The 24,206-nt window shown below is 71.2% G+C and carries 23 protein-coding genes and 1 rRNA gene; 16 read left to right on the top strand and 8 right to left on the bottom strand.

Annotated elements, in window-relative coordinates; genetic code table 11:
• The first annotated feature begins 37 nt into the window (after window positions 1-37).
• Complete coding sequence (locus tag ACF08W_RS04125) at window positions 38-388, top strand: metal-sensitive transcriptional regulator (RefSeq protein WP_352278891.1); 351 nt, start codon at window positions 38-40, stop codon at window positions 386-388.
• Between the two features lie 33 nt (window positions 389-421).
• On the opposite strand, the gene ACF08W_RS04120 is transcribed toward ACF08W_RS04125, so the two are convergent.
• Both ACF08W_RS04120 and ACF08W_RS04115 read right to left on the bottom strand, forming a co-directional pair.
• Window positions 422-616 carry a hypothetical protein gene (locus ACF08W_RS04120; protein ID WP_352278889.1) on the bottom strand — a complete coding sequence of 65 codons (195 nt, stop codon included), beginning with the start codon at window positions 614-616 and terminating at the stop codon, window positions 422-424.
• 112 nt (window positions 617-728) lie between these two features.
• Entirely contained in the window at window positions 729-1,628 is a 900-nt protein-coding gene (locus tag ACF08W_RS04115) for a hypothetical protein (RefSeq protein WP_392278355.1), read from the bottom strand.
• Window positions 1,629-1,758: 130 nt separating this feature from the next.
• On the opposite strand from ACF08W_RS04115, the gene ACF08W_RS04110 reads away from it, so the two are divergent.
• The gene (locus ACF08W_RS04110) at window positions 1,759-1,947 is read left to right on the top strand and encodes a hypothetical protein (RefSeq protein ID WP_392278354.1); all 189 of its coding nucleotides are present in this window, start codon (window positions 1,759-1,761) and stop codon (window positions 1,945-1,947) included.
• 56 nt (window positions 1,948-2,003) lie between these two features.
• On the top strand, window positions 2,004-3,617 hold the full coding sequence (locus ACF08W_RS04105) for an FAD-binding oxidoreductase (RefSeq protein WP_392278353.1): 1,614 nt from the start codon (window positions 2,004-2,006) through the stop codon (window positions 3,615-3,617).
• 107 nt (window positions 3,618-3,724) lie between these two features.
• Here the strand turns inward: ACF08W_RS04105 and ACF08W_RS04100 are convergent, their stop codons facing one another.
• From ACF08W_RS04100 to ACF08W_RS04085, 4 genes are all read right to left on the bottom strand, one after another.
• Complete coding sequence (locus ACF08W_RS04100) at window positions 3,725-4,456, bottom strand: phosphatase PAP2 family protein (RefSeq protein ID WP_392278352.1); 732 nt, start codon at window positions 4,454-4,456, stop codon at window positions 3,725-3,727.
• 296 nt (window positions 4,457-4,752) lie between these two features.
• The gene (locus tag ACF08W_RS04095) at window positions 4,753-5,754 is read right to left on the bottom strand and encodes a bifunctional lytic transglycosylase/C40 family peptidase (protein WP_352279052.1); all 1,002 of its coding nucleotides are present in this window, start codon (window positions 5,752-5,754) and stop codon (window positions 4,753-4,755) included.
• A 187-nt stretch (window positions 5,755-5,941) separates the two neighbouring features.
• On the bottom strand, window positions 5,942-6,541 hold the full coding sequence (locus tag ACF08W_RS04090) for a hypothetical protein (RefSeq protein WP_385215391.1): 600 nt from the start codon (window positions 6,539-6,541) through the stop codon (window positions 5,942-5,944).
• On the bottom strand, window positions 6,538-8,829 hold the full coding sequence (locus ACF08W_RS04085; RefSeq protein ID WP_392278635.1) for an alpha/beta hydrolase: 2,292 nt from the start codon (window positions 8,827-8,829) through the stop codon (window positions 6,538-6,540). Before ACF08W_RS04085 ends, ACF08W_RS04090 begins: the two co-directional genes overlap by 4 nt.
• Before the next feature lie 599 nt (window positions 8,830-9,428).
• On the opposite strand from ACF08W_RS04085, the gene ACF08W_RS04080 reads away from it, so the two are divergent.
• The 9 genes from ACF08W_RS04080 (at window position 9,429) to ACF08W_RS04040 (ending at window position 19,307) form a co-directional block, all read left to right on the top strand.
• Window positions 9,429-10,199 carry a DUF4232 domain-containing protein gene (locus ACF08W_RS04080; RefSeq protein WP_392278351.1) on the top strand — a complete coding sequence of 257 codons (771 nt, stop codon included), beginning with the start codon at window positions 9,429-9,431 and terminating at the stop codon, window positions 10,197-10,199.
• A gap of 153 nt (window positions 10,200-10,352) precedes the next feature.
• Window positions 10,353-10,787 (top strand): DUF6892 domain-containing protein, encoded by a 435-nt coding sequence (locus ACF08W_RS04075; RefSeq protein ID WP_385215386.1) that lies wholly within the window; start codon window positions 10,353-10,355, stop codon window positions 10,785-10,787.
• Between the two features lie 82 nt (window positions 10,788-10,869).
• Entirely contained in the window at window positions 10,870-11,508 is a 639-nt protein-coding gene (locus ACF08W_RS04070) for a DUF402 domain-containing protein (RefSeq protein ID WP_392278350.1), read from the top strand.
• Between the two features lie 314 nt (window positions 11,509-11,822).
• Window positions 11,823-12,131, top strand: coding sequence for a hypothetical protein (locus ACF08W_RS04065; protein ID WP_352278875.1), 309 nt, complete (start codon window positions 11,823-11,825; stop codon window positions 12,129-12,131).
• 184 nt (window positions 12,132-12,315) lie between these two features.
• On the top strand, window positions 12,316-13,188 hold the full coding sequence (locus tag ACF08W_RS04060) for a hypothetical protein (RefSeq protein ID WP_392278349.1): 873 nt from the start codon (window positions 12,316-12,318) through the stop codon (window positions 13,186-13,188).
• A complete protein-coding gene (locus ACF08W_RS04055) occupies window positions 13,178-14,560 on the top strand; it encodes a hypothetical protein (protein ID WP_392278348.1) in 1,383 nt (460 codons plus the stop codon). The genes ACF08W_RS04060 and ACF08W_RS04055 overlap by 11 nt, the downstream gene beginning before the upstream one ends.
• Window positions 14,557-16,107, top strand: a complete 1,551-nt coding sequence (locus ACF08W_RS04050) for an SCO6880 family protein (protein WP_385215376.1) — start codon at window positions 14,557-14,559, stop codon at window positions 16,105-16,107. The genes ACF08W_RS04055 and ACF08W_RS04050 overlap by 4 nt, the downstream gene beginning before the upstream one ends.
• Window positions 16,108-16,261: 154 nt before the next feature.
• The gene (locus tag ACF08W_RS04045; protein WP_392278347.1) at window positions 16,262-17,692 is read left to right on the top strand and encodes an ATP-binding protein; all 1,431 of its coding nucleotides are present in this window, start codon (window positions 16,262-16,264) and stop codon (window positions 17,690-17,692) included.
• A gap of 1 nt (window position 17,693) precedes the next feature.
• The gene (locus ACF08W_RS04040) at window positions 17,694-19,307 is read left to right on the top strand and encodes a type VI secretion protein (RefSeq protein WP_392278346.1); all 1,614 of its coding nucleotides are present in this window, start codon (window positions 17,694-17,696) and stop codon (window positions 19,305-19,307) included.
• A gap of 100 nt (window positions 19,308-19,407) precedes the next feature.
• Here the strand turns inward: ACF08W_RS04040 and ACF08W_RS04035 are convergent, their stop codons facing one another.
• Window positions 19,408-19,974, bottom strand: a complete 567-nt coding sequence (locus ACF08W_RS04035; protein WP_352278866.1) for a GNAT family N-acetyltransferase — start codon at window positions 19,972-19,974, stop codon at window positions 19,408-19,410.
• A 147-nt stretch (window positions 19,975-20,121) separates the two neighbouring features.
• On the opposite strand from ACF08W_RS04035, the gene ACF08W_RS04030 reads away from it, so the two are divergent.
• Genes ACF08W_RS04030 through ACF08W_RS04015 form a run of 4 tightly spaced genes read left to right on the top strand, consistent with a single transcriptional unit; the run spans window position 20,122 to window position 23,838 of the window.
• Entirely contained in the window at window positions 20,122-21,057 is a 936-nt protein-coding gene (locus ACF08W_RS04030) for an ABC transporter ATP-binding protein (RefSeq protein WP_392278345.1), read from the top strand.
• Window positions 21,054-21,854 (top strand): ABC transporter permease subunit, encoded by an 801-nt coding sequence (locus ACF08W_RS04025; protein ID WP_392278344.1) that lies wholly within the window; start codon window positions 21,054-21,056, stop codon window positions 21,852-21,854. Before ACF08W_RS04030 ends, ACF08W_RS04025 begins: the two co-directional genes overlap by 4 nt.
• Entirely contained in the window at window positions 21,851-23,176 is a 1,326-nt protein-coding gene (locus ACF08W_RS04020) for a sensor histidine kinase (RefSeq protein ID WP_392278343.1), read from the top strand. Before ACF08W_RS04025 ends, ACF08W_RS04020 begins: the two co-directional genes overlap by 4 nt.
• Window positions 23,173-23,838 (top strand): response regulator, encoded by a 666-nt coding sequence (locus tag ACF08W_RS04015; protein ID WP_392278342.1) that lies wholly within the window; start codon window positions 23,173-23,175, stop codon window positions 23,836-23,838. Before ACF08W_RS04020 ends, ACF08W_RS04015 begins: the two co-directional genes overlap by 4 nt.
• 98 nt (window positions 23,839-23,936) lie before the next feature.
• On the opposite strand, the gene rrf is transcribed toward ACF08W_RS04015, so the two are convergent.
• Window positions 23,937-24,053, bottom strand: a 5S ribosomal RNA gene (gene rrf / locus ACF08W_RS04010).
• Between the last annotated feature and the right edge of the window lie 153 nt (window positions 24,054-24,206).

Raw genomic sequence — 24,206 nt, 5'->3', positions numbered from 1 at the left:
TGTATACGGCAGGGTAAAGGGAAAACGGGAGGCAGTAATGACCACGACCGAGACCACCGTGACCGGTGCGGAGACGGAAACCCCGGTCACCGATCACGACCGCGGCATACACGGTTATCACCACCAGAAGGCCGAGCACCTCAAGCGGCTGCGCCGGATCGAGGGCCAGATCCGCGGCCTCCAGCGCATGGTCGACGAGGACGTGTACTGCATCGACATACTGACCCAGGTCTCGGCGTCCACGAAGGCGCTCCAGTCCTTCGCCCTCCAGCTGCTGGAGGAGCACCTGCGGCACTGCGTCGCCGACGCGGCGGTCAAGGGCGGCGAGGAGATCGACGCCAAGGTCGAGGAGGCCACCAAGGCCATCGCCCGCCTGCTGCGCACCTGACGGCGGGGGCCCCGTCCGGGCGCGCCGCCGCGCTCACCCCCGGTGGTCGCCGTGCCGGGGGCCGGCGGACCGCTCGGCCCCCGCGTGGACGTCGAGCACCTCGTCGATCCGGGCCGCGCTGAGCCGCTCCCCGATCGCGGCCGACGCGGCGATCATCAGCTCGCCGCAGAGCTCGATCTCGGCGAGGGCCACATGGTCGGACACCGTCCGCACGCCGCGCGTCACCACGTCACCACTCACCTCTCGCTGCCGTCGCGGGCTTCCCAGCGTAAGGAGCCGACCCCCCACCGCGCATGGCACGGACGGACCATTTCCCGCTCCCGGCATGGCTAGAACCCCGCTACTTCTCCCGGATCCGCCCCGTGTAGATGTCGTCCCCGTCCGGCAGCCGTACGGAGACCGGGGCCCCGAAGCCGAACAGCAGGGTGGTCGACACCACCTCCACCGCCGGGCCCTGCGCCGCGAAACCGAAGCGGTGGCGGACCTTGCGCAGCCGCCCCTGCTCGTCGAGGTACGCGTCGAACGGCACCGCGTCCGTGCGGAACCCCTTCGCCGCCGAGGCCAGCGCCGCGCGCGAGCCGGGCCCCGCCCGGCGCGCGGCCAGCGCCAGGTCCGCCGTCCCCCGGTAGTGCCGCACCCGGACCCCGGCGACCTCCGTCCACCCCAGGTACGTCACCTGCCGCGCACCGCGCAGCAGCTCGGCCGCGGCCATCGGGTCGGTCGCCCCGCCGGTGACGAGATTGCCGTCGGCCAGCGTCGTCGTGTCGACCCTCACCCACTTGTCCTCGGGCACCCCGGCGCCCCGGTTCTTCATGTAGAGCGCGCCCGGCGCCAGCAGCTCCGTGATCGGGCGGTGCGCGTCCGTACCGGCGGCGTCCTTCGGCAGCACGACGGTGAGCCGGCCCGTGCCGGTGCGGAAGTCGTACGCGCCCCGGCCCCTGATCGTCACCCGCGTACCGCCCGCCGCGGTCTCCATCGACGTACGCACCTCGGCGCTCCCGGCCGACACCCCGGCGGTCCCGGCCACCACGGCCGTCCCCGTCCCGCCGACGGTGGCGGCAAGGACGTCGGCCGCGCGGCGCACCTCGGCGAGGGAACCCGAGCCGCCCTGCTCGTCGGCGACCGCACGGTCACCGCCACCACCGGCCGAGCATCCGGCGGCCGCCGCCATCACCCCCACCACGACCAGGGCACAGACAGCACGCACCCCACTCCTGGACCTGTGCTGCCGCACCACCATCGCCTGCCAACCCCCAACGCCGTCACCTGCCCGAGAGGCCCGTCCGTCCGGATAACGACGCCCCGTGTCCCCCGTCACGCGGCCCCCTCGGGGCTCACCGCCCGGGAGGTACGGCCAGTACCGTGGTCGAGTGCATGACCGACACGTCGAAGAGGTCCCGCCGACCACCCCCACCACCGCGTCCACCGCCCACGCCCCCACCACCGTGGAACGCGGCTCCTTCTGCATCGCGCGCTGCTCCTGCGGCTGGTCGGGACCGGCCCGCCGCTCCCGCGACCGGGCCCGCACGGACGCCGCGGACCACCTCGCGGCCCCCTGACGCCCCCGGCTCCCCACTTCCCGGCCTCCGCCCCCCACCGTGATCCCGGAGCTCCGATGAACCTTCCCCTCCCACCCGCCCGGCGCACCCTGCTCGCCGCGGGCGCCGCGGCGGTGCTCGCCGGTGTCACCACCGCGTGCGACGGCCCCTCCGCCACCCCGGGCGGTACGTCGGACGACGCCGGGGGCACCGGGAGCGCCACCGGCTCCCCGTCCGCACCCTCAGCCCCACCGAAACCTTCCGCCACCGCCCGTACGGACTGGTCCGCGCTGGCCAGGAGCCTCGACGGCAGCCTCGTACGACCGCAGGACGCCGCCTACCGGACCGCCCGTCAGCTCTACAACACCCGCTTCGACGGGCTGAAGCCGGCCGCCGTCGCCTACGTCCGGCACGCGGCGGACATCCGCGAGTGCCTCTCCTTCGCCCGCCGCACCGCCACCCCCGTCGCCATCCGCGGCGGCGGCCACTCCTACGCGGGCTGGTCGAGCGGGAACGGCCGGCTCGTCCTCGACGTGTCCTCGCTGGACCGGGTCTCCCCGGACGGCACGATCGGCGCGGGCGCCCGGCTCGGCGACATCTACCGGAGCCTGGGCCGCAGCGGGCTGACGATACCCGGCGGCTCCTGCCCCACCGTCGGCATATCCGGCCTCACCCTCGGCGGCGGCCACGGCGTCGCCTCCCGTGCGTACGGCCTCACCTGCGACAGCCTCACCTCCGCGACCCTGGTCACGGCCGACGGCACCACCCTCACCGTGGACGCCGACCACCACCCGGACCTCTTCTGGGCGCTGCGCGGCGCGGGCAACGGAAACTTCGGCGTCGTCACCGAGCTGAGGTTCCGCACGCGTCCGGTCCGGCCGGCCGTCACCGCGTACCTGACCTGGCCGTGGTCGCGCGCCCGGTCGGTCGTCGCGGCCTGGCAGGAGTGGGGCCCCGCACAGCCCGACGAGATCTGGACCTCCGCCCATCTGGACGCCGGCCCGGCGGGCGCCGACCCGACCGTGTCGGTCTCCGCGTTCGGCCTGGGCACGTACGGCGACCTCCAGAACGCCGTGGACCGCCTCGCCGACCGGATCGGCGCCCCGGCCTCCTCTGTCTCGCTGCGCCGCCGCGGCTATCTGGAGGCGATGCTCGGGTACGCGGGCTGCGCGGGCATCAGCGAGGCGCAGTGCCATCTGCCGGGAACGACGCCCGGCCGCACGCCCCAGGGCGCGCTCCGGCGCGAGACGTACGCCGCCGCCTCCGACTTCTACGACCGCTCACTCCCCCCGGCGGGGATACAGGCGCTGCTCGACCGGACCGCGGCGTTCACCCGGATCACGGTGGCGCAGGGCGGCGGGAACGGTTCGGTCTCGCTCACGGCCCTGGGCGGGGCGATCAACCGGGTCTCCCCGCAGGCGACGGCCTTCGTCCACCGGGGTTCGCGGATCCTCGCGCAGTACATCGGCGCCTGGGACCCCGGCACGGCGGGCAGCGCGCAACAGGAGTGGCTGAAAAACACCCATGCGGTGATGCGCCGTCATGCTTCGGGCGCCGCCTACCAGAACTACAGCGACCCGACGCTGACCGACTGGCGCCGGGCCTACTACGGCGCGGCAGCCGACCGCCTCACCGCGCTGAAGAGGACGTACGACCCGGACCGCCTCTTCTCCTACCCGCAGGCGCTCTGAGGCCGGGGGCCGCGCGGCCCCCGCACCGCAAGTTCCCTACGCGGCGAGGTCCCTGCGCCGTGAGGTTCCTACCCGGGACGGCCCCACGGTCCCTCCCGGCCCGGTTCCTACGCGGCGAGGTCCTTCTCGCCGTTCCCGCCGCACGCGCCCGGCCGCGGCTCGGGGATCCCGAACGCCCCGGACCGGCCCCCGGCCCCGGCCACCGGCCCGGACCGCCGCGACCGTACGAGCCGGCCGAGCCGCTCCGACCGGGAGACGGCCGCCACCAGCGGGGTCAGCAACATCCCGGCCAACGGGGCCAGCAGCAGGGCGACCGCCGTGCCGAGCGCGAATCCGCCGATGACGTCGGTCGGGTAGTGGACGCCCATGTAGACCCGGCAGAACCCCTCCAGGAGGGCGAGCCCGATCGCGGCGATGCCGAACTTCCGGTTGGCCACGAAGAGTCCGACGCCCAGCGCCATCGCCATCGTGGCGTGGTCGCTGACGAACGAGAAGTCGTTCTTCCCGTTGATCAGGACTTCCAGCCCCTGGTGGTCCCGGAACGGGCGGGGGCGCTCGACGAATCCGCGGATCGGGATGTTGATCAGGAGCGCGATCCCGGCGGCGAGCGGCGCCCAGACGATCCCGGCGACCGACGCGACCGCGTCGTCCGCCGTACCGCGCCGCCGCACACTCCACCAGCACCACAGGACCACCAGGACGAGCCCGAGCAGGATCCCGTACTCACCGAGGAACTCCATCACCCGGTCGAACCAGGGGGGAGCGGACTTGGCGAGCCCGTTGATGTCGTAGAGCAGGCCGACGTCGGGGTTCGACCCATCGACTGCGACTCCAGCCATCTGCTGCGGCCCCTTGTCCTGTCTGCTGCCGCGGGCACCCATGTGTGCGCCGCTCTGACGAACCCCCGTGTCGGTTCGGTTCCGGCCGCCGTCGCACGGTCGACGCGTCGATACGCCGTCGGCCCGGTCCTCCCAGGGAACGAGACCCCTGGTACGTGTGTTCCGCTCTCCACCGAATGATCACCATGACGTTATCGAAGAGAGACGCATCACCGCAGCTCAGGGCTGAGGTTTCACGGAGAGTTCCGGCCACCGCCGCCCCGAGGCCATGCCCCGCGCGCCGCCCGTGCCGCCGCTCATGCCGCCGACCGGCTCTTCGGAAGGGCCTTCGGGAGGGCCGCGGCCCCGTCCTTGGTCACCCGCGTCGCACCGAAGTAGTCCGGCGCGTCGATCTTGTCGAAGCGGATCACGGCCCCCGTGTACGGAGCGTTGATCATGTACCCGCCCCCCACGTAGATCCCCACGTGGTGGATGGCCCGCGAATTGGACAGGTCGTTCGAGAAGAACACCAGGTCCCCGGGGAGCAGCTCGTCCCGGGAGGGATGCGGCCCGGCGTTGTACTGGTCGTTCGCCACCCGGGGCAGCTCGATGTCCACCGTCCGGTACGCGGCCTGGGTCAGCCCCGAGCAGTCGAACCGGCCGTTCTGCTCCGGCGTGCCGTTGCCGCCCCAGAGGTACGGCGTCCCGAGCTTCTTCTGCGCGAAGTAGATCGCCCCGGCCGCCTGCTGCGAGGGCTGCACCCGGCCGACCGGACGGGCGAAGCTCTTCTCCAGGCTGCGGATGATGGTGACGTAGTTCTGCGTCTCCGAGATGGACGGAACCCCGCCCGCCCTGATGACCCGGTAGGCCCCGGCGTTGTACGCGGCCAGCATGTTGTCCGTCGGGTCGCCCGGGACCTTCTTCACATAGCCGGCCAGCTCGCAGTCGTACGACGCGGCGGACGGGATGGCGTCGGCCGGATCCCACACGTCGCGGTCGCCGTCACCGTCACCGTCGATGCCGTGGGTGGCCCAGGTGCCGGGGATGAACTGGGCGATGCCCTGCGCGGCGGCGGGGCTCTGCGCACGCGGGTTCCACCCGCTCTCCTGGTAGAGCTGGGCGGCCAGCAGGGCGGGGTTGATCGCGGGACAGAGGTTGCCCCACTTCTCCACCAGCGCCTGGTACCGCGCGGGCACCGCCCCCTTGGCCAGCGCGACGGCCCCGCCACCGGACCCCATCCCGGCGGCGGCCGAGTACGTACCGACGACGAGGAGCGCCACGAAGGTCATGGCGCTGCCCGCCGCGATGCCACCGACCACCCAGAATTTACGCACCCCTCAACCATCCCCCATCCGGGGCGTGTTCATGGGCGGTTTCGACGGTGTGTACGAGTAATCCGCGTCATGCGGGGTCGATCCGTACGCAGCTCCGGCGCATGGGACCGCACGACGGGCGCACCGGGTGCACCGGCCGGATCAACCGGCGCACCCGGCACCCGCACGACCGTCAGGCCCCGGCGGACCAGTGGTCCGAGCGGACGTTGGGGCTCGGCAGCGGATACACGTCCTTGTACGCCGGGCCGTTCGGCTTCGACGCGGACTCGGCGACCTTCGACTCCTTCACACAGGGCGTGTCCGCCTCGAAGAAGACCTGCCCCTTGGCGCGCACGCTCACGCTGATGCCGAAGCCGTCCTTCGTCACCGCGTAGACCGCCGGGAACTCGGTGTCCTTGTTCTTCGCCCGGATACGGAAGTCGCTCGCCCGCCAGGTCTGCTCGACCTGGTCCAGGAACGCCTGCCTCCGGTCCGCGGACACGATGGTCATGACGGTGCGTCGGCGCGTCACGTCGCAGCTGCCCTTGGTCGTCGGACCGTGCGCCCACTGGACCTCGGGGTCGATCTTCTTCAGTACGTCGTCGAGCATGCCGTCGGCCCGGTCGGCAGCCTCCTGCATGTCCATCTTGTTCCCCTTGGTGCTTTCGGAGCCTGCGGAGCTGGTGGTCGAGGTGTTCGCACCGGCCTCCGGGTGCGCCTTCTCGCTGCCACAGGCGGACAGCGCGAACCCGACGGCCAGAGCCACGGCGACGATCTGGAACCTTCGGCTCATCGGTACTCCTCAATCTTGAGCCGGTCGGCGTGCCCGGACACGATAAGCGCGATGCTGTCGGCGGAGACGGCGTCCCGCGACGGGGTGAAGTAGTTGGAGTGCGAATCGAAGCTCATGGGCTTGCCCGGGTCCACCGGGAACCGCCTGGCCCCGAACGCCTTGCTCGCCGGGTCCTTCCCGAACCAGAGGTTGTCGTCGCCCGGGTCGGCCAGGTCACCGGCGATGACCGCGCCGGCCGGCCCGCCCAGGATCATCCCGATCCCGCCCACGACCACCTGGGTCTTGGACGGCAGCTTGGTAACCGGGTCGTTCTGCGCGGCGCCGACGAAGACGTGCTCGGCACCGACCCCGAGGTCCACGGCCCGGTCCACGCCCACTCCGGGGCTGCCGACCAGGATGATGTCGTCCACCCCGGGAATCCCGCCGATCCGCCGGGCGGCGGCACCGACGGTGCGCGAGCCGTAGGAGTGCCCGATGGCCGTGATGTGCGGATCCTTGTTCTGGTTGGTCGCGACGATCCCGCTCATGAAGTCGTTGTACGCCGCGCCGCCCACCTCCGCGCGCTTGGTGCCCGCCACCGCCAGGCTCTGCAGCCCGTCCGGCGTCTGCGGGGCGTCGTAGCCGAGCCAGACGATCGCGGCGCTGGACGGGTCGTACCCCTGGGCGCCGATCGCGGTGTCCTTGGCCCGCCGCAGGCCGCTCTTCGCGAACTCCTCGTCGAGGGCGGTGTTCAGCCCCGGCACGTAGGCCGACACGTTCTTCGAGGTGTCGGGGTTGCCGTACGAGACGATCGCCCGCCCGTTGCCCTCGTCGCTGATGCCGATGAGGTACATCGGGGGCTGGCTGCCCTCCTTGAGCTGCCGGTCGATCTCCTTCAGCCCGGCCAGCTGCTCGCGGGACTTCTTGTCGGTCTGTCCCTCCAGCTTCTGGATCAGGCCGGGCAGGTTACGACGGTTGGCGGCGTCCCGGTCCGCCACGGGGATGCCGTCCAGACCGCCGATCTGGTCCGGGAGGAGCTCCAGGTAGCGGTCGCGCTGCTGCTGCGTCAGCCCCTTCCACCAGTACGCGCGTCCGGCGGCGCTGCCGTTGCGGGGGATGAGCCCGTCGAGGTACTGCCGCTCGCTGTCCCGTACCGCGGACTCGACGCGGCTGCCCGAGCCGGGCAGTCCGGTCAGCGGATTGCTCCCGCCGGGCTGGGCCACCTCCCAGGCGGCGTTGATGAACTTGCCCTTGTTCCACTGGTCGCCGGCCTTCTTCGCGGCCTGCGCGTACTGGTCGACGACGCCGCGACCGGTGGTGACGGGGTGCGCGATGGTGTCGACGGCGCCCTGGACGTCACCCAGCAGGCCGTCCTTGCCGACGACGCCGGAGAGGAAGCCGCCGTTCGGACGGGGCTCGTAGTCCGAGATCACGGGTTGTCTACCCGCGTTGACTCCTACAGAAGAACCGCCGTCCGCACTCGAACCACCACTCCCAACGGAACCACCGGCACCATCGGAACCGCTGGCACCACCGGCACCACTCCCGCTGCCGCCACCATCGGCGCCCCCGGAACCAACGGCGCCTCCGGAGCCATCAGCACCCCCGGAGCCGGACCCTCCGGACTGCGACGAACCCGACGCACCCGAGCCGCCGGTCACGGTCGCGCTGTCCGTCCCGGAGCTGTCGCCGCTGCCGCCCTTCCCCCCGTGGCCGCCTTCGGCGACGGCGGCGGGCGGCGGGCAGGAACTCCCGGTCAGCCGGCACACGGCGTCCTGGATCCGGCCGGACACCTGACCGCCGATCCCCGTCGCCACCAGCGCGCCGACAAGGGCCACGACCACCAGGATCGTGCCCAGGTACTCCATCGCGGTCTGCCCGTGGTCCCGGCGCCGCTGGGCCAGCAGCCGCCCGAGGCTGAACCCCTCGTGGAGCACCCGCTGCTCGGGGGCGAGCCTGAACCACGCGCGCGACCGCGCCCGGCACAGCAGTACGAGAACGAGGACCGGAAGGACCATCCGGGTCACGCCGCGGCCGTCCTCCGAGCTCAACGTGGCCAGCGCCCCGAGCAGGAGCCAGGCGTGCACGGCCACCAGCCCGCGCCAGACCCAGACACCCCCGGTCCGCACCCGGAACGACAGCACGAGCCCGACGATGCCGGGCAACGAGGCGTACAGCAGCATCCCCAGCAGATGACCGTCGACCGCCTCGACGGACGAGGCGGTGAGCAGCGCGTTGAACACACCCACGACCGTGACGGCGAAGAGCAGCCGGACGAGGACCAGAACTGCTTGCAGGGGGCGCGACAGTGACTGTCTGCCGGGACGGTCATCGGGGGCGCGCAAGGCAGCACCGCCCGGTACCGCTAGTTCCTGTATGCCAGACACGGCGAGTCTCCCCAACTTTGTGAGTGGGCGCAGCGACAGTTCCCCCCGGTATCCGTATGCGACCACAACACCCCAGGGCCCGGCATGGGCCCTGGGACCCAATGCCGGACTCAATGCCTGCTCGGCCCCTCACCACCACCACCTCGCTTTTCAGGGCGAGTTGGAACACACGTCCCGCCGCCCCCTCACCGCTCCGGGGCCGCTTCACCCCCTTCAGCGCCCTTCAGCCACGCGCCGCGCGGGGAGTTGAGCCCGACTAGAGCGGGCGGCTTCCCCACCCCTCCCCACCCCTCCCAGGAACGCGAAAGCCCGGTCCGCCCCGACCGCCGGAGCCTCCGCACCCCTGCCCCGTAGCCCCGCGGGGAGTGCCGATCAGAGGGTTCCGACGGCGTCAGCCGGACGTCAGTGGGGCGTCAGCAGAACGTGAGCGATCCACAGGATGCTTTTGATGTCAAGAGGTCGGAGCAAGCGGTTCACCGCAGGATTCGGGCCTTGTCTCACGCTCATCCTGGGAGAAATCCATGCGCTCGATCCGCACCCGCAAGCACACCGCCGCCCTCGGCGTCGTCACCGCCGTCCTCGCCCTCGCCCTCACCGCCTGCAACGAGGGGGACGGCACGGACGCCGCAGGCGCCGCCGGCAACACCTCCTCCGCCCCCTCCGCCGAGGCCACGCAGGCCGGCGGCGACGCCAAGGGCACGGACGGCTCGAAGTCCGGCGGCAGCGCGCAGAACGCCGGCGCGAAGACCGACTCGTCGACCGGCGGCGGCTCCAAGGACAGCGGCAGCTCCGCCTCCGGCGGCAGCGGCGGTGGCAGCGGCAACACCAGCGACAGCTACGCCTACAAGCACCCGTGCAAGGCCAGCGACCTGTCGATCCGCGTGTACCCCCGCGAGGGCTCGAAGACCCAGCACGTGATCGAGGTCAACAACACCGGCGCCAACTCCTGCGGTCTGAGCTACTTCCCGCAGGTCAGCCTGGGCGCCTCGAAGGCCTCGGACCACAGCGGCGACATCATCCCGGCGGTTCCCGGCGGCCTGGGCGGCGCCCCGGCGTACCCGGTCAAGCCGAAGACGGCCGCCATCGCGGTGATCGACCTGAACCCCAAGGGCGGCAACGGCGTGACCTGGATCAACGAGATGAACGTGCTGGCCGACGGCGACCACATGCCCAACGCCGACACCCAGAACTTCGAGCTCGGCCCGGACGTCAAGGTCCTGGACCCGAAGCTGGGTCTGTACGAGGCCTCGGTCGCCGACGCCGTGAGCTCCATGGAGTCCGCGGGCAAGTGACCCCGCCGCACCCCGAAACACCCCGTAGGGCCCGGATCGCGTCTCGGATCCGGGCCCTACGGGGTGTTCGACGCGACCTCCCGCCCCCGCACCGGGCGGGTCGCGGCCTCCGGCGGCCGGCCCGCTGTCAGAGGGGCTCGGTAGGGTCCGGGCATGCCTGCATTCCGCGACTTCAATTTCAAGCTGCTGGTCATAGAGAAGCTCATGTACGAGGACCGGACGCTCACCCCGGCCTTCAGCATCGACGAACTCCTGAGCGCGAGGGGCGCCAGGAGCGCGATGGACTACGTGTACGAGCAGGGCCTCGAGTTCACGGTGCTCGACGAGTCCCGCGCCTACTTCGAGGAGCTGGAGATCAGCGAGGAGCTGCTCGCCACGGTGGAGACCCTCCTCGTCGACGGCGGCAACCGGGTGTACTACCACTGCTCCCCGGTCTGGGACGGCGAGGACGAGCTGTTCGACGTCGCCTCGCTCGACGATCTCGACCTGCTGCCGAACCTGCGGCGGGTCAGTGGCGCGCAGGACTGCGGGATAGGCGTCGCGTTCGACGAGAAGCTCCTCGCGGCCCGGGGCATCGCCTCCGACTGAGCCGCACACACTCTCCCGCTGTCGCCCCGTCAGGTGATCCGACAACGTGTCCGGTGGCTCCGCCACGGGCACGATCAACGTCATGAACGACGGCATGAGCGACGAGCCGGGCAGGATCCTCCGCTGGAACTTCTTCATCGGCGGACACCTGAGTTCCTCGGTGCCCGTACGCCTGGTCCAGCGGACCGGGGCGGGCCAGCTGGTGTGGATGGAGACCGGCACGCCGATGTGGCGGACGAAGCTTCCGCGCGGGGCCCATCTGCGGGACATAGCCCCGGACGACCGGCCGGCCGGCGGCTACCCGGTCGTCGCCGACCACTGGCCGATGGGCAACGCACTCTTCTACCAGCCGGACGGCGCAGCGCATTCGGTGCTCTGGCTCTTCGGACGTGGACGAAAATTCCGCGGCTGGTACGTCAATCTGGAGCGCCGCATCCATCGCGGCGACGACATCGACGTGTCCGACCACGAGCTCGACATCAACGTGGCACCGGACCGGACCTGGAGGTGGAAGGACGAGGAGTCCTTCGCCGAGAAGACCGGTCACCCCGTCTACTGGTCGGCCGCCGAAGCGTCAGCGATCCGGGACGAGGGCGCCTCGGTCGTCCGACTCGCCGAGGCCGGAACGTTTCCCTTCGACGGCACCTGGTGCGATTTCCGGCCGCCGCCCACCTGGACCACGCCGCCCCGGCCGCCCGTTCCCCGCCACCCGCTGCTCTGACGTACCCCCAATTCCGTACGGCATCCCCTGTCACGGCCGCACTGACCAGGGGATCCACGCATTCTCAGCCAGTGTGGCGAGATGGCAATCATTGCCCGGGGTCACACCCCGTGATACATAGAGTAACCATACAAATTCAGTCATACGCCGTTCCGCCCCACGGGCCCGAGACAGCCCGACCGGCCACATGTGCGAGGCCGGAGCAAAGAGAGCCGTCGAGCCGTCGCCCGAGACCGGTTTCATCAGCGAAGATAGAGAGCGACCCGTGCCGTGGGGCAGGGGCAATGAACTACCCAACAGGGGCGGTGACTTACATGATCCTGGCAGCGGAAAAGGGCGACATCACCACCATCATCGGCGGAATCGCCCCGAACTGGGGACCGTTCGGGACCCTCGGCAACGAGGCCCGCGTAATGATCGAGGTCGTGATGGCGGTCGCGATCCTGCTCTGCCTGGGCATCGCGATCTGGGGTGCGGCCAAGCAGCGCATCGGAGCGACGGCCCTGCGCGACACCTTCAGCGCGGAGCAGGGCAAGGGCCTGATCGTCGCCGGGCTGACCGGTGTGTTCATCATCGGGTCGCTCGGCACGGTGTTCACCATCGTCTACGGAATGGCCGTCTGACCCGCTGTCATCCCCCGTCCGGGGCCCGTCCGGCCCATCCACCACCACCCGTCGTCCGTCCGTCGTGCCCACCGGCAGAGGTTGCGTCCCTGATGTCGAGTCACCACACCGCACCCGCGCGGAAGCCCACCCGGCTACCGTCGTACTACCCGGTCCAGGAAACGGTTGAGGGGGCGTACGCGGCATGAGCCTCGGCGACGACAACGGCTACCGCAGCGACTCAGGTCGTACGGACGATGCGTACAGCACCATCGGCGGCACACGGCAGACCCGCACCCGCCTCCCCGACGGCGAGGGAGGCGACGGCTACGGCCCCCCTCGCCGCCCGGCCCGCAAGCCGCGCTCCATGATCATGATGGTCGGCGTGATCGTCCTCCTGATCGCGGCCATCGCGTTCGCCAACATGGGCGGGGGCGGCGGGGACGACAACAACGACGGCCGTGGCCGCGCGGACGGCACCCCGAACACCTCGTCCACGGCCGCCACCGGAACGAAACCGGTGAACGGAAAGAACGGCACCATCGCCTCCGGCTTCGCCCACGACGGGCAGGGGGCGCAGAGCGCGGCGGCGAATTATGCGGTGGCGCTGGGCTCTGCCGAGATGTTCGACAAAACCAAGCGGGACAGCATCCTCGGAGCGGTCATCGCCCCACAAGTCGTCGGCAAATTTCGTGCCACTCTCGATGACGCCTATTCCGCGAATCTGTTCAAGAACCTGGGACTCAACGAAGACGGATCGACGCCAGCTGGATTCACCTTCATTTCACGCACTACGCCTGTCGGCACCAAGGTGACGAAGGAGTCTCCGGACAGAGCCACAGTGGAGGTCTGGTGCACCGGACTGATCGGGTTGGCAGGTGAAGGATCGACCAAACCAGTGACCGACGGCTGGTTCACCATCACGATGGAGCTGGAGTGGGTCGGCGGAGATTGGAAGGCCGTAACTCACTCCCAAAAGGACGGACCTGCTCCTGTCGGCGGCGACACAAGGGCATCTAGTGCTGAGGAGATCGCTGGCGCGGTCAACGGCTTTGGAGGGTTCACCTATGCCCGATAGTCCCCGTCGTGCCAGGTCTCTCGCCGCACTACTGACGGCTGCGCAGGTATCGGCCGTTCTCTGGGCCTCCCGCGCTGCTGCTGACCCCACCCCCGACCCAAACCCGAGTTCCAGCCCCAGCCCTGGCCCCAGCTCCAGCTCCAGCTCCAGCAACAATCCCTGCGACCTTATTCACGGTCCCGCCAAGGACTACTGCGAATCCGGCGACGCCGGCACCGGCCGTCCCCCCAGCACTCTGACCGACTCGCAGGACCCCCTCGCCTCCCTCGCCCGTGGGTGCGCCGACGCCGCCGCGTGGATCGTGGACAAGCTCAGCGAGGCCGTGAAGAGCACCGCCAGCGTCGACTTCACGAACACCAAGTTCCTCCAGCAGTACGCGATCGTCTTCGCCGCCTCCACCGTCCTCACGCTCGTCCTCTGGCTCCTCGCCGTGGCCAAGCGCGCGATCCGCGGCGTACCGCTGACCACCGCGATCTCCGAAGCCGTCGGGTACCTGTGGCTGACGGTCCTGGCGTCCGCGTTCACGCCGCTCATCCTCTACACGATCGTCTCCGCGACCGACGGCGTCACCGACGTCATCGCCGGGTCCTCCGGCGGGCAGACCGACGTCTTCTTCGGCTCGTTCTCCGAAGCCCTCAAGAAGGGCTCCGACATCGGCGGCGGCCCGATCATGCTGATCGTCGTCTCCCTCGTGTCGATCCTGGCCGCGGGCGTCCTCTGGCTGGAGCTCGTCATCCGGGCCGCCCTGCTCTACGTCGGCGCCCTGCTCGGCACCGTCGTCTACGCCGGACTCGTCGACAAGAACATGTGGGGCCACGTCCGGCGCTGGGCGGGCATCATGATCGCGGTGATCATGGTGAAGCCGGTCATCGTCGTCGTCCTCGGGCTGGCCGGCGCGCTCTCGCAGGACGACGGGCCCAACGCCGTCTCCGCCGTGGTCTCCGGCCTCGCCATCATCCTGCTGGCGATCTTCGCCTCCGCGATGATCTACCGCTTCGTCCCCGGCTTCGGCGACGAGATCCAGGGCGCCCGCACCAACCGCAAGCAGGCCACCGACGGCGCCCAGGCCGCCGCCCTGGTCAGCTCCCCCGCCGCGCTCGTCTCCCAGGGCATCAAGACGCACAGCAGCCGGGGCGGCCAGGGCGGCGCCGACAGCACCGGAGGCGGCGCCCGGCCCGCCAACCCCGCCAGCGGCGGCATGGCCGCCCACAGCTCCCGCGGCTCCGGAACGGGTACGGGCGGCACCGGCTCCGTGGCGCCGTCGCCCCGCAGCGGCTCCTCGCCCACCTCCGGCACCCCGCACGGAAGCCGCCCGCACCGCGGCGGATCAGGCAGTTCAGGTAACAACAGCACGGGAGGTGGAGGGCGTTGACGACTCCGTCCCACACGATCGCACCCCGCCGCACGTATCTCATCGGCCGGGCCCGGCCGAACGCGATCGTCGGCAAGAACCGCGAAACCGGCGAGATCGCCCTGATCATCGCCGGGGCGTTCCTCGGCATGATGTGCGGCCTGCTCGTCCCGGTCCTGTCGCTGCGGATCGTGCTCCTCACCGGCTTCCCGCTGCTCGCCCTGGCGATCGTGTACCTCCCGTACAAGCACCGCACCTTCTACCGGTGGTTCGAGATCAACCGCAGCTACAAGCGCACCCTGCGCCGCGGTACGACGTACCGTTCCGCGGCCATGGAGGCGGGCGTCGGCAGCGACGGGCGCGAGGTCGAGATCGGCCCGCCCCCCGGCATCGGCCGGATCAGCTGGCTCGCCGCCCCCTTCGGCCCCGACGAGATCGCCGTCCTGCTGCACGCCGACCGCCGCACCGTCACCGCCGCGATCGAGATCGAGGGCCCCGGCGTCGGCCTCCGCGACAGCGAGGACCAGGAAGCCCTCGTCGACCGCTTCGGCACCCTGCTCAAGCACGTGGCCAACGGCGACGGCTTCGTGACCCGCATCCAGATGCTGGCCCGCACCCTGCCCGCCGACCCCGACGCGCACGCCAAGGACGTCGCCCAGCGCGGCGACACCGCCTCCCCCCGCTGGCTCAAGGACTCCTACGACCAGCTCCAGTCGATGGTCTCCACCTCCAGCGAGCAGCACCGCGCCTACCTCGTGGCCTGCATGCACTACACCCGCGAGCTGGCCGCCGAGGCCAACGCCATGGCCCGCGCCGCCCGCCCCCAGGCCGGCCGCAAGCTCGACCGGGACGCCGGCCTCGCCGTCGTCATGGCCCGCGAGCTCACCGACATCTGCGCCCGCCTCGCCGAGGCCGACATCCGGGTACGCCAGCCGCTCGGCCAGAGCCGCCTCGCCTCCCTGGTGCACTCGATGTACGACCCCGACCACCCCATCGACCACATCCAGGCCATGACCAAGCGCAACGCCTGGCCCGCCGAGCTGGACGCGGTCGAGCCCACGTTCCTCCAGGCCAAGACCCGCGAGTCGGTCACCCGCGCCCCCTGGTGCCACTCCACGGCCTGGGTGAAGGAGTGGCCGATGACCCCCGTCGGCGTCAACTTCCTGGCCCCGCTGCTCGTCCACACCCCCGACGTGATCCGCACGGTCGCGGTCTGCATGGACCTCGAACCGACCGAGGTCGCCATCGAGCGGATGCTCACCGAGAAGACCAACGACGAGGCCGAGGCCAGCCGCCAGGCCAAGATGAACCGCACCGTCGACCCCCGCGACATCGCCGCGCACGGCCGGCTCGACCAGCGGGGCGAGGACCTCGCGAGCGGCGCGGCCGGCGTCAACCTGGTCGGATACATCACCGTCTCCTCCCGCTCCCCCGAAGCCCTCGCCCGCGACAAGCGGACCATCCGGGCCTCGGCCGGAAAGTCCTACCTCAAGCTGGAGTGGTGCGACCGCGAGCACCACCGCGCCTTCGTGAACACCCTCCCGTTCGCCACCGGCATCCGCCGCTGACACCCGATCCCGAACGGTCGGGACTGCCCCGAACGGTCGGGACCGCCCCGAACGACCCGGACGGCAACCACGCCGTCCGATGAGCAACGCCCCAGACCGTCCGAACCACCCGAACGACCCGAACGACCCGAACGAAAGGGAGGTCGGTCACGCCATGCGGGATCCGCTGTCCGCGCTGTCGGACGCCTTCACCGCCTTCCTCTTCGGGAAGGTGGAGACCACCAGGCTGCCCGTCCGCACGTCCACGGGGCAGGCCCAGGCCGTCTACCTGCCCACCGCCGCCCCCGGCCTCGGCGACTCGGGCGTGATCATCGGCCGCGAGGTCTACTCGGGCAAGGGCTACATCTACGACCCCTTCCAGCTCTACGGGCAGCAGCTCCCGGCCCCGCACTGGCTGGTGCTCGGCGAGTCCGGCAACGGCAAGTCCGCGCTGGAGAAGACGTACGTGCTCCGCCAGCTCCGCTTCCGCGACCGCCAGGTCGTCGTCCTGGACGCCCAGGGCGAGGACGGCGTCGGCGAGTGGAACCTCATCGCCCAGCAGCTCGGTCTCACCCCCATCCGCCTCGACCCGACCTCCGCCCTCAACGGCGGAATCCGGCTCAACCCGCTCGACCCCTCGATCACCACCACCGGCCAGCTCGCCCTGCTCCGGACGATCATCGAGGTCGCCCTGGGCCACGGCCTGGACGAGCGGTCCGGCTTCGCCCTGAAGGTCGCCCACTCCTACGTCAACGAGACGATCACCGACCGACAGCCGGTCCTCACCGACATCGTCGAACAGCTCCGCCACCCCGAACCCGAGTCCGCCGAGACGATGAACGTCGACATAGACGACGTGCGCGCCTGGGGCCTGGACGTCGCGCTCGTCCTGGACCGGCTGGTCGACGGCGACCTGCGCGGCATGTTCGACGGACCGACGAGCGCGGGCATCGACCTCGAAGCCCCCCTGATCGTCTTCGACCTCTCGCACATCGACCGCAACTCGATCGCCATGCCGATCCTCATGGCGATCGTCGGCGTCTGGCTGGAGCACACCTGGATCAGGCCCGACCGGAAGAAGCGCATCTTCCTCGTCGAAGAGGCCTGGCACATCATCAACTCGCCCTTCGTCGCCCAGCTCTTCCAGCGCCTGCTGAAGTTCGGGCGCCGACTCGGCCTGTCCTTCGTCGCCGTCGTCCACCACCTCAGCGACGTCGTCGACGGGGCGGCGGCCCGCGAGGCCGCCGCGATCCTCAAGATGGCGTCGACCCGCACGATCTACGCCCAGAAGGCCGACGAGGCCAGAGCGACGGGCCGGGTGCTCGGTCTGCCCCGCTGGGCGGTCGAGATCATCCCGACCCTCACCCCCGGCATCGCCGTCTGGGACGTCAACGGCAACGTCCAGGTCGTCAAACACCTGATCACCGAGGCGGAACGCCCCCTGGTCTTCACCGACCGCGCGATGACCGAGTCCTCCGTCGTCGATCCGCTCCCCGACTCCCTCCCGGAGGACGTACGCGCCGCGGACCTGGAGGCGGAGGAACGGGCCGCCCGGATCGAGCGGCAGCAACGGCTGAACGAGTCGTCCGAGTCAACGGTGGCATGACATGGCAGGGCGCCCTCACGAACGCACCGGCGACTCCGGCCGGTACGGCCGCAGCCATGGCCGTACCGGCCCCGGCCGCACCGACCACGAGCGCCCCGGAGGGAGCGGCGGCATCCCCGACGGCCTCCTGATCGGCCTGCTCGTCTTCCTGCTAGGGCTGGCCGCGCTGGCCTGGACGACCACCGGTCTGGCCGGTCTGTTCGCACACGGCGCCTGGCCGGAGGGCGTCACGCTCACCGAAACGCCCCGCGCGATGCGCAGCCTCGCCTCCGCACCGCACGACCTGCCGGCCGCCTGGCCGGACACCCCGGCGGGCGAGCTCTCCGGGTACGGGCTGTTCTGGGGCATGTTCATCGGTGAACTGCTGGTGCTGCTGGTGCTGACGGTGTTCGTGCTCGGTACGGTGGCCCGCTGGCGCGCCGTACGCGCCCACCAACGAGCCGAACGGAACACGTACGGTCCCGAGGAGAAGAACACCCCCGAGGAGTTCGACGGCCCCGCCTACGAAACCCGGGCCCACCACAACAGCCCCCACAGCGACAGCAGTCTCAACGGCCCCGCCCCCCACACAGCCGTCCCCGCTCCCGCCTCCACCCCAGCGCCACCCCAGCAACGCCGCCCCCCGCAGGAACAGCCGCCCCTCCCCGATCCCGCCGCCCCCGTGGAGCAGCCCTCCACCCCGTCCCCCACCCCCCTCGTCGTCTACGGACCGCCCCCGACCCGCCGACCCGCCGTCGTACGGGCCGTCCACGAGGCCCCCGGCCCAGCGCTCGTCGTCACCTCCGACCCCACCGTCTGGGACGAGACGAAGGACGCCCGCGCCAAGCTCGGCCCGGTCCTCCTCTACGACCCGGGCCACCTCTGCGACACCCCGGCCCGCCTCCACTGGTCGCCCACCACGGGCTGCGAGAACCCCGAGACGGCCGCCGCCCGCGCCACCGCCCTGCTGGCCCCGGTCCGCCCCCAGGCCAAGATCGACGCGGCCACCGCCGACACCGCCGAGACGCTCCTGCGATGCTGGCTGCACGCCGCCGCCGTCGACGGCCGCCCCTTCCGCCAGGTCCACCGCTGGGCCCAGGGCAGCAGCGCCCACGAACCGGTCCGCCTGCTCCGCACCCACCCCAAGGCCGCCTCCGGCCTCGCCGGCCTCCTGGAATCGGCCCTGACCGCGCACCCCGAACGCCGCGAGATGGCCCAGCAACTGACGGCCCGCGCGTTCGCCGCGCTGTCGACCGTCCACATCCGCGAGGCATGCACCCCGAACCGCGCCGATTCGCTCGTACTGGAATCCTTCGTCGCCGAGGGCGGCACCCTCTACCTGGTGGGCGAACCGATCGAGGACCCCCGCTCGGGCCCCGGAGCGATGCCCCTGCTCACGGCGCTCGCCGCCCAGGTCATCGAGCACGGCCGCAACCTGGCTGCCAGGTCCCCCGAGGGCCGGCTCGACCCGCCCCTGACCCTGGTCCTCGACGACATCGCCGCAGTGGCCCCCGTCCCCCGGCTCCCCGAACTGCTGGCCACCGGCCCGGCCATCGGCCTGCCGCCCCTGGCCCTGCTCCGCTCCAGGGAACAGGGCCGCTCCCGCTGGCCCCAGGAGCTCACCCCGACCCCCTGAGCCACACAGAACAACCTCAGTACGAGAACCTCGACGCGAGAGCCCCAGGCCAGGAACCTCAACACGCGAACCTCAGCACACGAACCTCAGCACGGGAGCCTCAGGCCGGGAAGGGCCTCTCCACCACATGCTCGATCTCCCGCGCGGACGGATCGCCCGGCACCGGCACCGTACTCCCGGTCGGGACGAAACCGATCCGCCGGTAGAAGGCCGCCGCCCGCGGGTTGTCCTCGTGCACATACAGCCGTACGCGCTCGATCCTCGGCTCCGCCAACGACCAGGCCCACTCCGTCGCCGCCCGGAACAGCTCCTCGGCCAGCCCCGCACCCCGCGCCCCGGACCGTACGAACACACCGACCACATGCGCCTGGTGGACGTCGACCCGCTCTCCGAACGCCAGCTCCGCGTCCGGCCGCTCGATCAGCACGGTGACACTCCCGTCCCACCGCCCGTCCGGCGCCACGGCGACGAACTGCCGCACCTCACCGCTCCCGGCCTCCGAAGCGTTGAGCGCCCGCTCCCGCCAGAACGCGTCGGAGCGGGTCACGCCCTGCTCGTACGTCTCCAGAAACGCCACCGGCGCGACCGGATCGCGCAGAGCCGCCAGCCGCAACTCCTTGACCTGCGGCCACTCCTCGGCACGCACGGTTCTCACCACATGTTCCATTCACCGATCCTGTCGCCCGCCCGGGACCTGCGCAAACGACATTCCCGACCCGCCGACGGCCCATGTCGTACCCCGGTACCACGCGCACCGCCAGATACCCTCCCCGGTCCGACGCCGCCCGGCGCCCCGCTCCGTAGCGTCGAACGCATGATCAGGGCATACGGACTCACCAAGAAATACGGCGACAGGACGGTCGTCCAGGACCTCGACTTCACGGTCCGCCCCGGCACCGTCACCGCCTTCCTCGGCCCGAACGGCGCCGGGAAATCCACCACGATGCGCATGCTGCTCGGCCTGGACACCCCCACCCGGGGCCGGTCCACGATCGGCGGCCGCGCGTACGGCACCCACCACGCACCCCTCACCGAGGTCGGCGCGCTCCTGGAGGCCCGCTCCGTCCACCCCGGACGCACCGCCTTCCACCACCTCATGGCCCTGGCCCACACCCACGGCATCCCGCGCCACCGCGTCGAGCACGTACTCGACCTGGCCGGACTGACCGCCGTCGCACACCGGCGCGTCAAGGGCTTCTCGCTCGGCATGGGCCAACGCCTCGGAATCGCCGCCGCTCTCCTCGGGGACCCGTCGACGCTCGTCCTGGACGAACCCGTCAACGGCCTCGACCCGGAAGGCGTCCGCTGGATCCGCAACCTCCTCAGGTCCCTCGCCGGGGAGGGCCGTACGGTCCTGATCTCCTCCCACCTGATGAGCGAGACGGCGCTCACCGCCGACCACCTGATCATCGTCGGCCGGGGCCGCCTCCTCGCCGACACCACGGTCACCGACTTCGTCGCCTCGGCCGGCGGCGCCCAGGTCAAGGTCGTCACCCCACGGGCCGACGCCCTGCGCCGGCTCCTCACCCCCGACCCCGCCGTCACCGTCACCACCACCGCCCCCGACCACCTCACCGTCCGGGGCACGGACGCCGCCCACATCGGCCGCACCGCCGCCGCCCACGGCATCCCCGTCCACGAACTCACCCCGCAGACCGCCTCCCTGGAACAGGCCTTCATGGACCTGACCCAGGAATCCGTCGAATACCGGATCACCACCGCCCCAGAACCCACCGGAGCCCCCGTATGACCACCGAAACCCTCCCCACCACAGCACCGGGCCCGTACCGGATCACCCCGGCCCGCATCCTCCGCTCCGAGTGGCACAAACTCCGCTCACTTCGCTCCTCCTGGACCACCCTGGCCTCCGCGTCGGTCCTGATCCTCGGCGTCGGGCTCCTCATGGGCACGACCTACACCAGCGACGGCGGCGACTCCGACATCGACACCGTGGTCCTTGTCCTCTACGGCTCACTGCTCGCCGCCCCGTGCGTCGCGGTCCTCGCCGTCCTCATGACGGCGGGCGAGTACGCGACCGGCATGATCCGCGCCTCGCTCACCGCCGTCCCCCGCAGGCTGCCGGTCCTCTGGGCGAAGGCGGCGGTCCTCACTGCCACGGTCTTCACCACCATGCTCGCCACCTGCCTGCTCACCTTCGTCCTCGCCCAGATCTGGCTCCAGGACACCGACCAGGCGGCCTCCCTGACCGACCCGGGCGTATTCGGGGCGATCACCGGCACCGCCGTCGGCATCACCCTGCTGAGCCTGATCGGCCTCGGCCTCGGCGCCCTCCTCCGCTCGGTCCCCGGCGCCATCGGCGCCTACATCGGCGGGGTGCTGGTCCTCCCCCAGATCCTCGCCGCACTCCCGTACGAGAGCCTGAGGACCGCCCTGGCGTACGGGCCCACCCGGGCCGCCGCCGCCCTCGGCTCCGCCACCCCGTCGCCGGGCGACGCCTCCACCGCGGGCGCCCTGCTCGCCCTGTGCCTGTGGGCCGGTGCGATCCTGGGCTGCGCCGCCCTGCTGCTGCGTCGACGCGACGCATGATCCGGGAGGGGGCGGGGGACGGCGAGGACGGGCACGTGACGACGGACGACGAGACGGGCCGCACACCCGGCACCGACCGGGCCACCACCCCGGTCACCCACGCCCTCGACCGTCTCCTCCGACGCGTCCGCGCCCTCGACCACCGCCGCCCGATGGTCTGGAACGTGCTCCTCACCGCCTTCTGGACGCTCGTCGCCCTGCTCGACGTCACCACGGGCGGCTGGCGGACGGTGGCCGTGAACCCGGAGGTGCCCGCCTCACTGGTCCTGCCGGTGAGCGCGGCCTTCTCCGTACCCCTGCTGTGGCGGCGTACGCACCCGATGGCCGTGCTGGTCCTCATGGCACCGGTCGCGCTGGTGAACGTCTGGTGCGGCGCCGTCGTCCAGGCCGCCTACCTCCAGCAGATCGCCGTCTTCAACATCGCGCTGCGCCTGCCGGGGCGGGCCCTCGCCGGTGCCGGGGCCCTGATGGCCGTACCACTCCTGGCCGCCGGGGCACTCCAGCCGGACGGCTGGAACCAGACGGCCGTCCCCCACCTCTGGGCGTTCGCGCTCGCGGCGATGCTGGGGCTCGTGGTCCGTACGCGCAAGGGGTACACGGAGGCTCTCGTCGACCGGGCCCGCCGGCTGGAACGGGAACGCGACCAGCAGGCCCTTCTCGCGGCCGCCGCCGAACGGACCCGGATAGCCCGCGAGATGCACGACATCATCGGCCACAACCTGTCCGTCATCACCGGCCTCGCCGACGGCGGCGCCTACGCGGCCGCCCGCAGCCCGGAACGCGCCGCCCAGGCCCTGGAGGCCATCGGCACGACGAGCCGCCAGGCCCTCACCGAGCTCCGCAGGCTCCTCGGTGTCCTGCACGACCACCCCGCCGCCGAGGCCGACCGCGCCCCGCAGCCGACCCTGGACGACCTGGACGCGCTCCTGACCGGCGTACGGGCGGCCGGCCTGCCGGTGACCCTGCGCGTCCACGGCACGCCTCCCGCCCTCGCCCCCACCGCCGGACGGCAGTTGACGGCCTACCGGGTGGTCCAGGAGGCTCTGACCAACACGTTGAAGCACGGCGGAACCCAGCCACCGCCGTCCGCGGAGGTCACCCTGACCTACCGGCCCGGTGAACTGGAGGCCGTCATCACCGACACCGGCACCGCCGCCCGTCCGGGGCCCGGCGCACGGGGCGGCGGCCAGGGCATCGCCGGAATGCGCGAGCGCGCCTCTCTCTACGACGGCACGCTCGAAGCGGGCCCGCTACCGGCCTCCGCGCCCGTCCCCGGCTGGCGGGTACGGCTCCGGCTCCCCTTGGAGGACACCCCCTCGTGACGACCGTGCTCATCGCGGACGACCAGCCCATGCAGCGCTTCGGCTTCCGCATGCTCCTGGAGAGCCAGGACGACATGACCGTGACGGGCGAGGCCGCCAACGGCCTCGAAGCCCTGGAGCTCACCCAGCACCACCAGCCGGACGTCGTCCTGATGGACGTCCGGATGCCCCTGCTCGACGGCATCGAGGCCACCCGCCGCATCGTCAGAACGGCTCCCCGCACCCGCGTCCTGATCGTCACGACCTTCGACCTCGACCGGTACGCGTACGACGGTCTCCGCGCCGGCGCCAGCGGCTTCCTGGTCAAGGACGCCCTGCCGGAGGAGATGCTCTCCGGTATCCGGGCCGTGGCCTGCGGCGACGCGGTGGTCGCCCCCAGCCTCACCCGCCGCCTGCTCGACGCATACGTACAGCACCTCCCGGTCTCTCCGGGTGGCCCCGCATCAGTGGACGCGCGCCTCGCCCCGCTCACCGAGCGGGAACGGGAAATCCTCACCGTCATCGGCCAGGGCTGGTCCAACACGGAAATAGCCGAGCGGCTCCACCTCGCCGAATCGACGGTGAAGACCCACGTCGGCCGCATCCTCGCCAAGACCGGCTCCCGCGACCGCGTCCAGGCGGTCATCCTCGCCTACGACACCCACCTGGTCACGCCCCAATGACCCACAACACCCCCTGGGCGAAATACTCCGGGGGAAATGGGGGTAAACGCAGAAAAGCCCCGTGTCCACAAAGGACACGGGGCTTTCCCGTAAAAGAAGTTCGGCGGCGTCCTACTCTCCCACAGGGTCCCCCCTGCAGTACCATCGGCGCTGAAAGGCTTAGCTTCCGGGTTCGGAATGTAACCGGGCGTTTCCCTAACGCAATGACCACCGAAACACTATGAAATTCTGAACCAACCGGACAACAACACGGCAGTTCGTTATTTCAGAACAAACACAGTGGACGCGAGCAACTGAGGACAAGCCCTCGGCCTATTAGTACCAGTCAGCTCCACCCGTCACCGGGCTTCCACATCTGGCCTATCAAC

This window comes from Streptomyces sp. NPDC015144 (assembly GCF_043079735.1).
GTDB lineage: Bacteria > Actinomycetota > Actinomycetes > Streptomycetales > Streptomycetaceae > Streptomyces.
Note: the sequence above shows the minus strand (reverse complement) of the source record. Positions and strands in the feature narration are given on the sequence as shown.